Annotated in this window: 13 protein-coding genes and 1 tRNA gene; 7 read left to right on the top strand and 7 right to left on the bottom strand. The window is 63.9% G+C overall.

The genetic code is table 11. The annotated features are described in order from the left end of the window. Nucleotide 1: 1 nt before the first annotated feature. Nucleotides 2–397 (top strand): hypothetical protein, encoded by a 396-nt coding sequence (locus BLW48_RS07845; RefSeq protein WP_093173875.1) that lies wholly within the window; start codon nucleotides 2–4, stop codon nucleotides 395–397. A 136-nt stretch (nucleotides 398–533) separates the two neighbouring features. After that, nucleotides 534–1,748 (top strand): branched-chain amino acid ABC transporter substrate-binding protein, encoded by a 1,215-nt coding sequence (locus tag BLW48_RS07840; RefSeq protein ID WP_093054731.1) that lies wholly within the window; start codon nucleotides 534–536, stop codon nucleotides 1,746–1,748. A gap of 92 nt (nucleotides 1,749–1,840) precedes the next feature. Here the strand turns inward: BLW48_RS07840 and BLW48_RS07835 are convergent, their stop codons facing one another. From BLW48_RS07835 to BLW48_RS07815, 5 genes are all read right to left on the bottom strand, one after another. Next, the gene (locus BLW48_RS07835) at nucleotides 1,841–2,230 is read right to left on the bottom strand and encodes a response regulator (protein ID WP_093054733.1); all 390 of its coding nucleotides are present in this window, start codon (nucleotides 2,228–2,230) and stop codon (nucleotides 1,841–1,843) included. A 91-nt stretch (nucleotides 2,231–2,321) separates the two neighbouring features. Next, nucleotides 2,322–2,678 carry a hypothetical protein gene (locus BLW48_RS07830; RefSeq protein ID WP_093054735.1) on the bottom strand — a complete coding sequence of 119 codons (357 nt, stop codon included), beginning with the start codon at nucleotides 2,676–2,678 and terminating at the stop codon, nucleotides 2,322–2,324. Nucleotides 2,679–2,885: 207 nt separating this feature from the next. Continuing rightward, a tRNA-Ser gene (locus tag BLW48_RS07825) sits at nucleotides 2,886–2,976 on the bottom strand. Nucleotides 2,977–3,001: 25 nt separating this feature from the next. Continuing rightward, complete coding sequence (locus tag BLW48_RS07820) at nucleotides 3,002–3,931, bottom strand: SPFH domain-containing protein (RefSeq protein WP_093054740.1); 930 nt, start codon at nucleotides 3,929–3,931, stop codon at nucleotides 3,002–3,004. Between the two features lie 33 nt (nucleotides 3,932–3,964). Then, complete coding sequence (locus BLW48_RS07815; protein WP_093054742.1) at nucleotides 3,965–4,390, bottom strand: NfeD family protein; 426 nt, start codon at nucleotides 4,388–4,390, stop codon at nucleotides 3,965–3,967. Between the two features lie 216 nt (nucleotides 4,391–4,606). Between BLW48_RS07815 and BLW48_RS07810 the strand changes: the two genes are divergently transcribed. After that, nucleotides 4,607–6,904 (top strand): arginine/lysine/ornithine decarboxylase, encoded by a 2,298-nt coding sequence (locus tag BLW48_RS07810; RefSeq protein ID WP_093054744.1) that lies wholly within the window; start codon nucleotides 4,607–4,609, stop codon nucleotides 6,902–6,904. A gap of 27 nt (nucleotides 6,905–6,931) precedes the next feature. Here the strand turns inward: BLW48_RS07810 and BLW48_RS07805 are convergent, their stop codons facing one another. Together BLW48_RS07805 and fabI are read right to left on the bottom strand one after the other, a co-directional pair. Then, on the bottom strand, nucleotides 6,932–7,774 hold the full coding sequence (locus BLW48_RS07805) for a DNA ligase (protein ID WP_093174160.1): 843 nt from the start codon (nucleotides 7,772–7,774) through the stop codon (nucleotides 6,932–6,934). Nucleotides 7,775–7,838: 64 nt separating this feature from the next. Continuing rightward, nucleotides 7,839–8,621 carry an enoyl-ACP reductase FabI gene (gene fabI / locus BLW48_RS07800; protein WP_007832278.1) on the bottom strand — a complete coding sequence of 261 codons (783 nt, stop codon included), beginning with the start codon at nucleotides 8,619–8,621 and terminating at the stop codon, nucleotides 7,839–7,841. A gap of 106 nt (nucleotides 8,622–8,727) precedes the next feature. On the opposite strand from fabI, the gene BLW48_RS07795 reads away from it, so the two are divergent. The 4 genes from BLW48_RS07795 to BLW48_RS07780 are packed head-to-tail and all read left to right on the top strand — an operon-like array spanning nucleotide 8,728 to nucleotide 14,200. Beyond that, nucleotides 8,728–10,491: an extracellular solute-binding protein gene (locus tag BLW48_RS07795; protein ID WP_256330732.1), complete on the top strand. Its 1,764-nt coding sequence runs from the start codon at nucleotides 8,728–8,730 to the stop codon at nucleotides 10,489–10,491. Nucleotides 10,492–10,513: 22 nt separating this feature from the next. After that, nucleotides 10,514–11,527, top strand: a complete 1,014-nt coding sequence (locus BLW48_RS07790; protein ID WP_093054750.1) for a microcin C ABC transporter permease YejB — start codon at nucleotides 10,514–10,516, stop codon at nucleotides 11,525–11,527. Further along, nucleotides 11,520–12,563: an ABC transporter permease gene (locus BLW48_RS07785; protein WP_093173872.1), complete on the top strand. Its 1,044-nt coding sequence runs from the start codon at nucleotides 11,520–11,522 to the stop codon at nucleotides 12,561–12,563. Before BLW48_RS07790 ends, BLW48_RS07785 begins: the two co-directional genes overlap by 8 nt. Continuing rightward, nucleotides 12,563–14,200 carry an ABC transporter ATP-binding protein gene (locus BLW48_RS07780; protein ID WP_093173870.1) on the top strand — a complete coding sequence of 546 codons (1,638 nt, stop codon included), beginning with the start codon at nucleotides 12,563–12,565 and terminating at the stop codon, nucleotides 14,198–14,200. The genes BLW48_RS07785 and BLW48_RS07780 overlap by 1 nt, the downstream gene beginning before the upstream one ends. Nucleotides 14,201–14,205 lie beyond the last annotated feature (5 nt).

Below are 14,205 nucleotides of genomic sequence, written 5' to 3'. Positions count from 1 at the left end.
CATGGCCAGCACACTGCGCACGCCGCCCCGGTTCGTTCCCACGCTGACCACGGTGCTCGAGATCCCGGAGGAGCCCGCGGTCCCCGAGCCGCAGGTCGCACCAGCACCCCAGCCTGACCCGGCGAGTGCCATGGCATTGCCGCCGGCCGCGCAGCTTTCGCAGGCGGAAATCGTCAGCCTCGAAGAGCAGTTGTTGCACCGCGTCCTGCAGCGCGTCGACCTGTCTCTGGAAGAGCGTCTGAGCGACACCGTGTCAGCTGCCGTTCAGCATCAACTCGATGCGATGGTGCCGCGATTGCGCAATGAAATCGAAGCCGTTTTGCGTGCGTTGGTGATCGAGGCCATGGCCGCCGAACTCAGCGAAAACACAGGGTCTACGCCAGCTTCCGGAGCCTGAATCCTCGGCTAAACTGCGCCGCAGGTCGGAAGGGCGTGAGGGTGCCGCTGGTCCGCGGCGCGAAACTTGCGAGGTCTGCGCGCCCGGATCACACGACCGGTTTTTTATTCTTTTCATCCAAGTTCTGGAGGTTCTCATGCAATTGAAATGGACTGCGGTCGCACTGGCTGCAATCACGCTCGTGGCTTGCGGCAAGAAGGAAGAAGCTGCTGCTCCCGCTGCAGCGCCCGCGCCAACGGCTGCGGCCCCGGCTGCACCTGCACCCGCACCTGCCGGAGAAACCCTGGTCGTCAAGATCGGTCACGTGGGACCGACCAGCGGTGCCATCGCCCACCTCGGCAAGGACAACGAGTTCGGCGCCAAGATGGCCATCGAAGACCTGAATGCAAAGGGCCTCAAGATCGGCGACAAGGTTGCCAAGTTCGAACTGATCGCCGAAGACGACGCAGGCGATCCGAAGCAGGGCACGGCTGTGGCCCAGAAGCTCGTGGACGAAAAGGTCAACGGCGTGGTCGGTCACCTGAACTCGGGCACCACCATCCCCGCCTCGAAGCTCTACAGCGACGCAGGCATTCCACAGATCTCGCCTTCGGCCACCAACCCGAAGTACACGCGTCAAGGCTTCAAGACCACGTTCCGTGTGGTGGCTGACGACACGCAACTCGGCGGCACGCTGGGCAAGTACGCAGTCGAAACGCTCAAGGGCAAGAACATTGCCGTGATCGACGACCGTACCGCCTACGGCCAAGGCGTTGCCGAAGAGTTCGAGAAGTCGGCCAAGGCCGCTGGCGCCACCATCGTGGGCCACGAGTTCACCACCGACAAGTCGACCGACTTCAACGCCATCCTGACCAAGCTGAAGGCCTCCAAGCCCGACGTCCTGTTCTTCGGCGGCATGGACGCCGTTGGCGGCCCGATGCTCAAGCAGGTCAAGCAACTCGGCCTGAACGTCAAGTTCATGGGCGGCGACGGCCTGTGCACCAGCGAACTGCCGAAGCTGGCTGGCGATGCCATCGGCGAAGAGATGGTTGTTTGCGCCGAAGCCGGCGGTGTGGACGGCGACTTCAAGCAGCCGCTGGAAGACTTCAAGGCCAAGTTCAAGACCAAGAACGGCGTCGAAGTGCAGATCTATGCACCGTACGTGTACGACGCGGTCAACGTGCTGGCCGAAGCCATGGTGAAGGCCGGTTCGTCCGACCCCGCCAAGTACCTGCCTGAAGTTGGCAAGGTGCAATACAAGGGCGTGACCGGCCCGATCGCCTTCGACGAAAAGGGCGACATCAAGAACGGTGCCCTGACGCTGTACACCTACAAGGGTGGTGCACGCACGCAGATCGCCGTGGTGCGCTGATTCATTTCGGCAAACCTGCGGTTGTCCGCAAAAGAGAAAAGGGCCTTCGGGCCCTTTTTTCATGGCCGCTTCGAAGGCGGCTTATTCAGAGCTCAGAGCGGAGCAAGGCCCGATGGACGGTTGGCATTGCAGTACTCGATGAAGGCATCGAGGTCGCGTGACTTGTCGAATACCGCATCGGCGCCGAGCGCCGTGCAGCGCGCCCGGATATCCGCCGTCACGTAGTTGCTGAGCACGACCACTCGCTGGCTGGGCTTGCGGGTCTTGCAGCCGCCCAGCACGCCGAGGCCGGAGCCTTCCTTCAGGAACAGGTCGACGATCAGGAGCTGCCAGTCGTCGGGATGCGCCGCGAGCCATGCAAGGGCTTCCGTTTCGGTTTCGGCGAAGCCGACCACGCGGCCATTGACCAAATCCTCGAGTGCCGGGACCAGGTTATCCCTGATGGTCTTGTTGTCCTCGACGAGGAACGTGATGAGGGCCATGCCGTGGTTTCGCTTTGAGAACCAATAGCGTAGCGTGCCTGACGCTGATGCAGCGTAGGAGAAAGGATACGGACGGCGTATTGCGCGCCGGTCAGTCGGAGCTTTCGGCGCGGATCTTTGCCTTGAGCTTCTCGGCCAGAGCCTGGCTTTCGTCGCGCTCAGCCGTGACCTCGAGACGCTTCTCGATTTCCTCGCTCAGCGCGGCATTGACCTCGGCCAGCTTCTCGGCGGACTTGGCCAGCTTCTCTTCCAGCTGGCTGGTGTGTTCGATGGCCTGTGCCACCTCGCCAACCTGCACTTCTTCGGGCAGTTCCTGTTCGAGCACCGTGTTCACCACGGCGAGGTTGTCCGACGCCCGTTGCACGTCGGCAGCCACCTGCTCGCTCTTTTCGAGGGTGCGGTCCAGCGGTGTCTTGCCACGCGGCTGGGTTTTCGGTTGTCCGGCCATCGAGGCTCCTTTGTGGGCTTGAAATGAAAACCTTTGGATGGTACTGCCAGAAGAAAGTGTCTGAGTTCGGGGGGCAAGTTGTTGCAAAGCAACGCACTGCCTTTCAAGTCTGGTTGGGCCAGACGACAAAAAAGCCCAAGTGCTTGTGGCAACTTGGGCTTCTTGCTTTGTCTGCTTGTTCGCGAACGGTTACGAACAATCAATCTCTGGCGGAGCAGGCGGGATTCGAACCCGCGGAGGGCTATTAACCCTCACACGCTTTCCAGGCGTGCGACTTAAACCGCTCATCCACCGCTCCTGAGCCCACGATTGTAGCAGTCAGTTCAGGTCGGATTCGACGGCTTGCCTGCCTGGACCATGCGCATGGCCGACGCGATGAGCGCGGCGGTCTCGCTCATGTTGCTCGGCACGATCAGGGTGGTCTTGGAATCGGCCGCGACCTTGCCGTAGGCGTCGACGGCGCGCTCGGCTACCTTCAGCTGTACGGCCTGTTCGCCGCCCGGCTGGCGGATGGCTGCTGCCACGCGTTCGATGGCATCCGCCGTCGCGGTGGCGACTGCGGTAATGGCGGCGGCTTCACCCTGGGCGTTGTTGATCTGCGCCTGCTTCTCGCCTTCGGAGCGGGCGATGAAGGCCTCGCGTTCGCCAGTGGCGATGTTGATCTGCTCCTGGCGGCGGCCTTCGGAGGCCGCGATCAGCGCGCGTTTGCCGCGCTCGGCCGTGATCTGTGCCTGCATGGCCAGCAGGATTTCCTTCGGCGGCGTCAGGTCCTTGATTTCATAGCGCAGCACCTTCACGCCCCAGTTGAGCGCGGCCTCGTCGATGGCGGCAACCACCTGGGCGTTGATGACGTCGCGTTCCTCGAAGGTCTTGTCGAGCTCCAGCTTGCCGATCACGCTGCGCAGCGAGGTCTGTGCGAGTTGCGTCACGGCCACGATGTAGTTCGACGAGCCATAGCTCGCGCGCATCGGATCGGTCACCTGGAAGTACAGGATGCCGTCGACCTGCAGCTGCGTGTTGTCGCGCGTGATGCAGATCTGGCTCGGCACGTCGAGCGGGATTTCCTTCAGGCTGTGCTTGTAGGCCACCCGGTCGATGAACGGAATCAGGAAGTTGGGGCCGGGCGTCATGGTGCCGTGGTACTTGCCGAGGCGCTCGCGCACCCAGGCGTTCTGCTGCGGTACGAACTTCACCGACTGGCTGATGAAGATGATCGCGATGACCAGGATGATGAGAGGGACCGAAAATTCCATGGTGCGCTTCCTTTTCTGAGTTCTACGTATTGACTAAACCTTGTCGACGACCAGCCGGCTGCCGATGACTTCGACCACGCGGTGCTCGCCGGTCGACGGCGTGCGGCCCGCGCGCTGGACCACCGTCCATTGCGCGCCCCGGTAGCGCACGGTTGCCGTGCCGTCGGCATTCCAGGCGTCGACGTGAACGGTCTCGCCGATGTCGAGGTTCACGTCGCGGTTGGTTCCGGTGGGCGGGGCAGGGGGGCGCTTGCGCTGGATCGAGTACCAGGTCAGCACGGCACCCACGCCGATGACCGAGGCCACGATCAGTTGGGTGACGGTGCCGAAGCCCAGGTGCGCCGCGATTGCCGCGGCCGCGAAACCGGCGGCCAGCAGCAGAAGATAGACGGTGCCCGAGAGCAACTCGACCACGATGGCTACCCCCGCAATCAGCCACCAGACGGTGGAATTCGCCATGTCGACTCCTCTTTTCCTTATTCGATGCGCGCCATTCTGATGCATCTGCTCCAAGCGCTTGCCCTGCGTAGGGGTACTGCGCCCGAGCCGACGAAAGGGACCATGCCGGACAGGCCCGAATGGCTTGCACGAGCCTGACCAGATTCGTCATCCGAATTCCGTACACTTCGCGCCTCGCCTTATTGCCTGTCTGTCAGCCTGCCCGGAGCCCCGCTCATGAAATTCCGCTTTCCCATCGTCATCATTGACGAGGACTTCCGCTCCGAAAACACCTCGGGCCTCGGCATTCGCGCGCTCGCGCAGGCCTTCGAAAGCGAGGGCTTCGAGGTGCTGGGCGTCACGAGCTACGGCGACCTGAGCCAGTTCGCCCAGCAGCAAAGCCGTGCCAGCGCGTTCATCCTGTCGATCGACGACGAGGAGTTCACGGTCGGCCCCGACCTCGACCCGGCCGTGCTGAACCTGCGCAACTTCATCGGCGAAGTGCGGCGCAAGAACGCCGACGTGCCGATCTACATCTACGGCGAGACCAAGACCTCGCGCCACATCCCGAACGACATCCTGCGCGAGCTGCACGGCTTCATCCACATGTTCGAGGACACCCCCGAATTCGTGGCGCGCCACATCATCCGCGAGGCCAAGAGCTACCTCGAGGGCGTGCAGCCGCCGTTCTTCAAGGCGCTGATCGACTACGCGGAAGACGGCTCCTATTCGTGGCACTGCCCGGGCCACTCGGGCGGCGTGGCGTTCCTGAAGAGCCCGGTGGGCCAGATGTTCCACCAGTTCTTCGGCGAGAACATGCTGCGTGCCGACGTCTGCAACGCAGTTGAGGAACTGGGCCAGCTGCTCGACCACACCGGCCCGGTGGCGGCCAGCGAGCGGAATGCGGCGCGCATCTTCAACGCCGACCACTGCTTCTTCGTGACCAATGGCACCAGCACCAGCAACAAGATGGTGTGGCACCACACGGTGGCGCCGGGCGACGTGGTGGTGGTCGACCGCAACTGCCACAAGTCGATCCTGCACGCGATCATCATGACCGGCGCGATTCCGGTGTTCATGAAGCCCACGCGCAACCACTTCGGCATCATCGGCCCCATTCCCAAGAGCGAGTTCGAGCAGAGCGCCATCAAGGCCAAGATCAAGGCCAACCCGCTGCTGGCCGACGTGGACCCCGACAAAGTCAAGCCGCGCGTGATGACGCTCACGCAGTCGACCTACGACGGCGTGATCTACAACACCGAGACCATCAAGAACATGCTCGACGGTTACGTCGACACGCTGCACTTCGACGAGGCGTGGCTGCCGCACGCGGCCTTCCACCCGTTCTATGGCGCCTATCACGCGATGGGCAAGCGCCGCGTGCGCCCGAAGGAATCGCTGGTGTTCGCCACGCAGTCGACGCACAAGCTGCTGGCCGGCATCAGCCAGGCCAGCCATGTGCTGGTGCAGGACTCGCAGAATCGCCAGCTCGACCGCGACCTCTTCAACGAGGCCTATCTGATGCACTCGTCGACCAGCCCGCAGTACGCGATCATCGCGAGCTGCGACGTGGCTGCCGCCATGATGGAGCCGCCCGGTGGCACCGCGCTGGTGGAAGAAAGCATCCTCGAAGCGCTCGACTTTCGCCGCGCCATGCGCAAGGTCGAGGCGGAGTTCGGCAAGGACGAGTGGTGGTTCAAGGTCTGGGGCCCCGAGAAACTCGTCGAAGAAGGCATCGGCCGCGCCGACGACTGGATCATGCAGGGCGAGAAGAACGGCAAGCCCAAGAACAAGAAGTCTCCGCGCAACTGGCACGGCTTCGGCGAGCTGGCCGACGGCTTCAACATGCTCGACCCGATCAAGTCGACCATCGTCACGCCGGGTCTCGACCTCGAAGGCAACTTTGCTGAAACTGGCATCCCGGCCAGCGTGGTGACCAAGTTCCTCGCCGAGCATGGCGTGATCGTGGAGAAGACCGGGCTCTACAGCTTCTTCATCATGTTCACCATCGGCATCACCAAGGGCCGCTGGAACACGCTGCTGACGGCGCTGCAGCAGTTCAAGGACGACTACGCGCGCAACCAGCCGATGTGGCGCATCCTGCCCGAGTTCTGCCAGCAGCATCCGGGCTACGAACGCCTCGGCCTGCGCGACCTGTGCCAGCACATCCACCAGCTGTACGCGCGCTACGACGTGGCCCGCCTCACGACCGAGATGTACCTGAGCGACCTGACGCCGGCGATGAAGCCCAGCGACGCCTTCGCCCACATCGCGCACCGCAAGACCGAGCGCGTGGAAATCGACGAGCTCGAAGGCCGCATCACCACCAGCCTGATCACGCCTTACCCGCCGGGCATTCCGCTGCTGATTCCGGGCGAGGTGTTCAACAAGAAGATCGTCGACTACCTCAAGTTCTCGCGCGAGTTCAACACGCAGTGCCCGGGCTTCGAGACCGACATCCACGGCCTGGTTGCGCGCGTCGACGAGACGGGCAAGAAGCGCTACTACGCGGACTGCGTCAGGGAAGTGAAGTAAGGAAGCAGGCCGGCTGGACGGGCCGGCCTAACCTTCGCGCACCCGCATGAAGCGCGCGAATCGCGGCAGGCCCTTGGCGGTGGTGCCGTTGTAGCGGTAGGTCACCCAGCTGCCGACGGCGGGCGGGTTCTCGCGTTCGGCGTCGGTCAGTCCGGTGCCGAGCTTGAAGCGTTTGCCGTCGGCCGTCTCGACCACCAGCGCGCCGAGCCGGCCACTGTGCTTGCCCTTGCCGGGCACGTGCTCGACCACGCGGGCTTCGGCGTCTTCGTAGGGCTTGACCTTCAGCAGGTCGCTGTTCCGCTCCCCACGGTACGGGGAGCTGCCGCGGTGAAGCATCAGGCCCTCACCGCCCATTTTTACCGTCTTGTCGAGCAGCGCCTGCAAGGCGGCGTGCGTGGTTGCGCGTTCCTGCGGAACCGCGACGACCCATGGTGCGTCGGTAATCGGCAGCAGTCTGCGCAGCACGGCGAGGCGCGTCGTGAAGTCGCCACCCTGCGCGGGCAGGTCGAACACCATGAAGTGCATTTCGCGCCAGGCGATGTCGTTGGGCGTCTGGCTGCGCACCGTGGAGACGGCGCGTGTGAACTGGCCGCGGCCCACCCACAGTTCGCCATCGAGGGGTTGCTTCGGCAGCGGTGCGGTGAACCATGCCGGCGCCACGATCCGTTCGCCGCCGCGTGTCCAGAGCTGCTTGCCGTCCCAGTAGCCGCGTACGCCGTCGTACTTCTCGCTGACCCAGTAGTCGTGCAGCGACATGCCGGGGCGGTAGACGTCGGCCAGCATCAGCGAGGGCGCCGCCTCGCGCGCGAACGCGGCAGGCGCGGCGACCGCGCCGAAAGCGGCAAGCAGGAGGGAGCGTCGGTTCAGCACGATGCTATGAAATGAATAGCGCAGCACGGCCATCTGGTGGCCGTGTCGGGACTCGATGGCAGGATTACTCGGCCATCCCGCCGACGACGTTGCTGAAGCCGCCGTCCACGTAGGTGATCTCGGCGGTCACGCCGCTGGCCAGGTCGCTCAGCAGGAAGGCGGCCACGTTGCCGACTTCCTCGATGGTCACGTTGCGGCGGATGGGCGAGGCGTCGGCCACGGCCGCCAGCATCTTGCCGAAGCCCTTGATGCCGCTGGCTGCCAGCGTCTTGATCGGGCCCGCACTGATGCCGTTCACGCGCATGCCCTTCGGGCCGAGCGAGGCGGCGGTGTAGCGCACCGAGGCTTCGAGCGAGGCCTTGGCCAGGCCCATGGTGTTGTAGTTGGGCAGCGCGCGTTCGGCGCCCAGGTAGGTCAGCGTGAGCAGGGCCGCCTTGTCGTTGAGGTAGGGCAGCGCCGACTTGGCCATGGCCGGAAAGCTGTACGCGCTGATGTCGTGCGCGATCTTGAAGCCTTCGCGCGAGAGCCCGTCGAGGAAGTCGCCCGCAATGGACTCGCGCGGTGCGAAGCCGATGCTGTGCACGAAGCCGTCGAACTTCGGCCAGGTCTGCGAGAGGTCTGCAAAGAGCTTGTCGATCTGCGCGTCGTCGCCCACGTCGCAATCGAAAATCAGCTTCGAGCCAAAGTCTGCGGCATATTCGGTGATACGGTCCTTGAATCGCTCGCCGACATAGCTGAAGGCGAGCTCCGCGCCCTGTTCATGACAGGCCTTGGCAATGCCATAAGCAATGGAGCGATTGCTCAACACACCGGTGATCAACAGTTTTTTGCCGGAAAGAAAGCCCATGAAGTTGCCTCGTGAAAATCTTGGGCAGAATTCTCGCATGCGAGGTTGGCTGCTTCTGATGTTGGCTCTCTTGGCGCTCCCCTCGTGGGCAGCGCATGGTCTGGGCATGGGTTACGAGCCGAAGTACCCGGCGTCGTTCAAGAATTTCGACTACGTGAATCCCGATGCCCCCAAGGGCGGCGAGCTGATCCTCTCGGCCAGCGGAACCTTCGACAAGCTCAACCCCTTCACGCTGCGGGGCGTGCCGCCGCAGGGCATGGGCTACAGCGCCAATGGTTTTGTGTTCTCCGAGTACGGCCTGATCTTCGATTCGCTGATGACGCCGAGCGAAGACGAGCCCTTCTCCAACTACGGCATGCTGGCCGAAGACGTGCAGCTTGCCGCAGACCGCCTGAGCGTCACTTTCCGCCTGAACCCGAAAGCCAAGTTCTCCGATGGCTCCCCGGTGCTCGCGAAGGACGTGAAGTACTCCTTCGACACCCTGATGAGCAAGCAGGCAGGGCCGACCTTCCGCTCGTACTGGGTTGACATCAAGGGCGCCGTGGTGGTGGGGGAGCGCACGATCCGCTTCGACTTCAAGCGCCAGAACTCCGAGCTGCACATGATCATCGGCCAGCTGCCGGTTTTCTCGAGTGCCTGGGGCAAGGGCAAGCCCTTCGACCAGATCGTGAGCGAGCCGCCCATAGCCAGCGGGCCGTACGTGGTGGACAAGGTCGACTTCGGGAAGTACATCTCGTACCGCCGGCGGCCGGACTACTGGGCCGCCGATCTTCCGGTGCGCAAGGGGATGTTCAATTTCGGCGAGGTTTCGTACCAATACTTCAAGGACGCACTCGGAGAGGAAGAGTCTCTCAAGGCCGGCTCGCTCGACGCGATGGAAGAGCGTTCGATCATCGCCTGGGTGCGCCGCTACAAGGGGCGGCGCTTCGATTCCGGGGAGCTGGTCAAGGAAGAGATTTCGCACCGCCGCTTCACCGGCATGCAGGGCCTCTCGCCCAACCTGCGGCAGCCTCGCTTCCAGGACATGCGCGTGCGACAGGCATTGGCGCTGGCCTTCGATTTCGACTGGCTCAACCAGCATCTCTTCTACGGACGCAGGGCCCGCACGATGAGCTACTTCCAGAACAGCGATGACCTCATGGCCCAGCCCGAGATCAGCCCCGAGGAGCAAGTGCTGATCGAGCACCTCAAGAACAGGCAGCGATACATCGACAACACGAAGGGCGAACTACCGCGCCCCGCCAGCAGCGGAGACACCTCCGAAGGCCTGCGGCGCAACCTGGTCCGCGCGCAGGAACTGCTCAAAGAGGCGGGCTGGACATACAGGGATGGTGTCTTGCGCGACAAGGATGGCACGCCTTTCGTCATCAACTTCGACATTCCGGACCGCAGTTCGGGCGTGGTGCTGGCGCCTTACGCGCGCAACCTCGCCAAGCTGGGAATCGCGCTGGACTATCGCTTGCGCGACCCGAGCCTGATAAAGAAGAAACAGGACGATCTCGACTTCGACATGGTCATCAACATCGCGGGTGGCTCATCGAGTCCGGGCAACGAGCTGTACGACGATTTCGGCTCGAAATCGGCCAACGAAAAGGGGAGCCAGAACCTCAGCGGCATCAGCGATCCGGTGATCGACGAGATTCTCGAAGTGATCGTCAACAGCCCGGACCGCAAGTCGCTCGCAGCAGGCGCGCGGCTGCTGGACCGTTACTTGCTCCACCAGCATTACGTGATCCCGATGTACTACGGCAAGCAATATTTCATTGCCCACAAGCGCAAGCTGCGCCGCCCCGAAGCGCCATTGCCGCAACGTCTTCTCGCCGGCTCGGCGATGCTGACGACGTGGTGGATCGACCCGGCAGCGAAGTAGACGACAGACACAGACAGACCGCATGGCCGCCTACCTGCTCCGACGCCTTCTGCTGATCATTCCCACGCTGTTCGGGGTGCTGCTGATCAATTTCGCCATCGTTCAATTCGTTCCGGGCGGTCCGGCCGAGCAGTTGCTGTCGCAACTGACCAACAAGGAAAACCGCCTCTCGGGCGGCCCCACGGGGCGCTCCCTCGACGCCAAGCAGGTGGCGGAGATCAAGGCCCTCTACGGCTTCGACAAGCCGGCACCCGAGCGCTTCTGGCAGATGCTCAAGCAGTTCGCGCGCTTCGACCTGGGCAAGAGCTTCTTCCAGAGCAAGGACGTGTGGCAGCTCATCAAGGAGAAGCTGCCGGTCTCGATCAGCCTGGGGCTCTGGACCTTCTTCATCAGCTACCTGATAGCGGTGCCGCTCGGCGTTGCGAAAGCGGTTCGCGCCGGTTCGCGCTTCGACTTTCTGACGACGCTGCTGGTGCTCGTTGGCTACGCCATTCCGGGCTTCGTACTGGGCGTGGCGCTACTGGTGATCTTCGGCGGCCAGCTGCAATGGTTTCCGCTGCGCGGGCTGACTTCGCCGAATTGGGAGTCGCTGAGCTGGGGCGCGCGCATCGTCGACTACCTGTGGCACATCACCTTGCCGGTGACGGCGATGGTGCTCGGCAGTTTCGCGATCACCGCGATGCTCACCAAGAACTCCTTCCTCGAAGAGATCCGCAAGCAGTACGTGCTGACGGCGCGTGCCAAGGGACTGGCCGAGCGCCAGGTGCTCTGGAAGCACGTGTTCCGCAACGCGCTGATTCCGATCATCACGGGCTTTCCGACGGCCTTTATCGGCGCCTTCTTCTCGGGCGCGCTGCTGATCGAGACGCTGTTCTCGCTCGACGGGATGGGCCTGCTCAGCTACGAAAGCGTGCTGCGGCGCGACTACCCGGTGTTTCTGGGCACGCTCTATCTGTTCACGCTGATCGGTCTGGTGACCAAGCTCATCTCCGATCTTTGCTATGTCTGGGTCGATCCGAGGGTGAAGTTTGACTAAAGCGCCTGTCGTGTCCGTGAGCCCCGGCCGCCGCGCCTGGCGCCGTTTTCGCCGCAATCCGCTGGGATTCTGGAGCCTGTTGATCTTCTCGGCGCTGGTGGTGCTGAGCCTTTTCGCCGACGTGCTTTCCACCGACAAGCCGCTCGTGGTGCTCTACGAAGGCAAGACCTATTTCCCGGTGCTGCGGGACTATTCCGAGAAGACCTTCGGCGGCGACTTCGAGACGCCGGCCGACTACCTCGATCCGTTCATCGAGCAGCGCATCACCCAGGGCGACAACTGGGCGATCTACGCGCCCAACCGCTATGGCCCGGCCACGCTCAACTATTTCTCGAAGCCTCCGAACCCCGCGGCCCCTTCGAGCGAGAACCTGCTCGGCACCGATGAGCGGGGCCGCGACCTGCTGGCCCAGCTGATCTACGGCTTTCGCGTGAGCGTGCTGTTCGCGCTGGCGCTCACGGTAATAGGGGTGGTGCTTGGTATCGCGACCGGTGCGGTGCAGGGCTTCTTCGGCGGAAAGATCGACCTGACCTTCCAGCGGCTGATCGAGATCTGGGGAGCGATGCCCGAGCTGTACCTGCTGATCATCTTCAGTGCGATCTTCACGCCCAGCGTGGCGCTGCTTCTGATCCTGCTGAGCCTGTTCGGCTGGATGGGGTTGTCGGACTACGTGCGCGCCGAGTTCCTGCGCAACCGGCAGATGGACTACGTGCGTGCGGCGCGGGCGCTCGGTGTGGGCAATCTGCAGATCATGTGGCGCCACATCCTGCCCAACAGCATGGTGCCGGTCGTCACCTTTCTGCCGTTCCGCATGAGCGCGGCCATTCTGGCGCTGACCTCTCTGGACTTTCTCGGCCTTGGCGTGCCGCCAGGCACACCGTCGCTCGGTGAGCTGCTGAGCCAGGGCAAGGGCAACATCGACGCCTGGTGGATCTCGCTGTCCACTTTCGTCGTGTTGGTCGTCACGCTGATGCTGCTGACTTTCATGGGCGACGCGCTGCGCGATGCGCTCGATCCGCGCAAGGCAGACAAGTGATGAGCGATTCACAACAACCCAACCAGCCCCTGCTCGACGTAAAGGGCCTGCGCGTCGCATTCAGCGGCAAGGAGGTCGTGCACGGCATCGACTTCCAGATGGCCGCTGGCGAAAAGCTCGCGCTCGTCGGCGAGTCGGGCTCGGGCAAGACGGTCACTGCGCTGTCGCTGCTGCGGCTGGTGCAGAACGCCGATCTGTCCGGCACTGCCCGGCTTTTCGGCGGGGAGCGCTCGCAGGGCGCGCGCGACCTGTTGTCGATTCCCGAGCGCGAATTGCGCGGCATCCGCGGCAAGGAGATCGCGATGATCTTCCAGGAGCCGATGACTGCACTGAATGCGCTCTACAGCGTCGGCGACCAGATCGCCGAGGTGCTCGAACTGCACGAAGGGCTGTCGGCCCGGGCCGCGCAGGCGGCGGCTGTCCAGCTGCTGGCTGACACCGGCATCCCGGAGCCGGCGCGACGGGCGAGGGCGTTTCCGCACCAGCTCTCGGGCGGCCAGCGCCAGCGCGCGATGATCGCGATGGCGCTTGCCTGCAAGCCGCGCCTGCTGCTGGCCGACGAGCCCACCACCGCGCTCGACGTGACCGTGCGCGCGCAGATCCTCGAATTGCTGGCCGACTTGCAGCGCAAGTACGGCATGGCGGTGCTCCTCATCACGCACGACCTGAACCTGGTGCGGCGTTTTGCCGATCGCGTGGTGGTCATGGAGAACGGCCACATCGTCGAGCATGGCGCGGTGGCGCCTGTGTTTGACGCTCCGCAGCATCCCTACACGCGCAAGCTGATCGACAGTCATCCGGAGCGCAACGTGGCGGCCGTCGCTGCGCGCGCCGACGCGGCGCCAGTGATCGAGGCCAAGGCCCTGCGCGTGATCTATCCCGTGCCGAAGCCGGGCTTCGCCGGCTGGTTCCGCAAGGGCGAATTCGTAGCAGTGCAGGGCGCAGATTTCCGCATCGTGCCGGGCGAGACGCTCGGCGTGGTCGGTGAGTCGGGTTCGGGCAAGTCGACGCTGGCGCTGGCGGCGCTGGGGCTGCTGAAGCACCAGGGCGCGCTGACGGTCACGGGCAAGGGCTGGGCGGTCGACCGCGCCTCCGATCTCGGCCTGCGACGCGTGATGCAGGTGGTGTTCCAGGACCCGTTCTCGTCGCTGTCGCCGCGCATGACTGTGGAGCAGATCGTGGGCGAGGGGCTGCGCGTGCACGCGCCCGAACTCGATACCGCGGCGCGCCGTGCCCGTGCACTCGTCGCGCTGGCCGATGTCGGGCTGACGGAGGCCCAGTTTCCATCGCTGCTCGACCGCTATCCACACGAGTTTTCGGGCGGTCAGCGGCAGCGCCTGGCGATTGCCCGCGCGCTGATCGTCGACCCACAGCTGCTGGTGCTCGACGAGCCCACCAGCGCGCTGGACGTGACGATCCAGAAGCAGGTGCTGAGCCTGCTGCAGCGCCTGCAGCGCGAGCGGGGGCTGAGCTATCTGCTGATCACGCACGACGTCGAGGTGATCCGGGCGATGGCGCACCACGTCATCGTGATGAAGGACGGGGCCATTCTCGAAACAGGGTCGGTCGAGCGCGTGCTCGACGCGCCCGAGCACCCCTATACAAAGAAGCTGGTGGCCGCCGCGCTGCTGGAATAAACGGA

It is taken from the genome of Variovorax sp. YR266 (assembly GCF_900107295.1).
Taxonomy (GTDB): Bacteria; Pseudomonadota; Gammaproteobacteria; order Burkholderiales; family Burkholderiaceae_C; genus Variovorax.
Note: the sequence above shows the minus strand (reverse complement) of the source record. Positions and strands in the feature narration are given on the sequence as shown.

Excerpts from the sequence above, each read along its gene's own strand:
- BLW48_RS07820 (WP_093054740.1), bottom strand. The coding sequence starts at position 3,931 with ATGGAATTTTCGGTCCCTCTCATCATCCTGGTCATCGCGATCATCTTC.
- BLW48_RS07835 (WP_093054733.1), bottom strand. The coding sequence starts at position 2,230 with ATGGCCCTCATCACGTTCCTCGTCGAGGACAACAAGACCATCAGGGAT.
- BLW48_RS07780 (WP_093173870.1), top strand. The coding sequence starts at position 12,563 with ATGAGCGATTCACAACAACCCAACCAGCCCCTGCTCGACGTAAAGGGC.
- BLW48_RS07840 (WP_093054731.1), top strand. The coding sequence starts at position 534 with ATGCAATTGAAATGGACTGCGGTCGCACTGGCTGCAATCACGCTCGTG.
- BLW48_RS07795 (WP_256330732.1), top strand. The coding sequence starts at position 8,728 with ATGGGTTACGAGCCGAAGTACCCGGCGTCGTTCAAGAATTTCGACTAC.
- BLW48_RS07790 (WP_093054750.1), top strand. The coding sequence starts at position 10,514 with ATGGCCGCCTACCTGCTCCGACGCCTTCTGCTGATCATTCCCACGCTG.
- BLW48_RS07830 (WP_093054735.1), bottom strand. The coding sequence starts at position 2,678 with ATGGCCGGACAACCGAAAACCCAGCCGCGTGGCAAGACACCGCTGGAC.
- BLW48_RS07815 (WP_093054742.1), bottom strand. The coding sequence starts at position 4,390 with ATGGCGAATTCCACCGTCTGGTGGCTGATTGCGGGGGTAGCCATCGTG.
- BLW48_RS07845 (WP_093173875.1), top strand. The coding sequence starts at position 2 with ATGGCCAGCACACTGCGCACGCCGCCCCGGTTCGTTCCCACGCTGACC.
- BLW48_RS07810 (WP_093054744.1), top strand. The coding sequence starts at position 4,607 with ATGAAATTCCGCTTTCCCATCGTCATCATTGACGAGGACTTCCGCTCC.
- fabI (WP_007832278.1), bottom strand. The coding sequence starts at position 8,621 with ATGGGCTTTCTTTCCGGCAAAAAACTGTTGATCACCGGTGTGTTGAGC.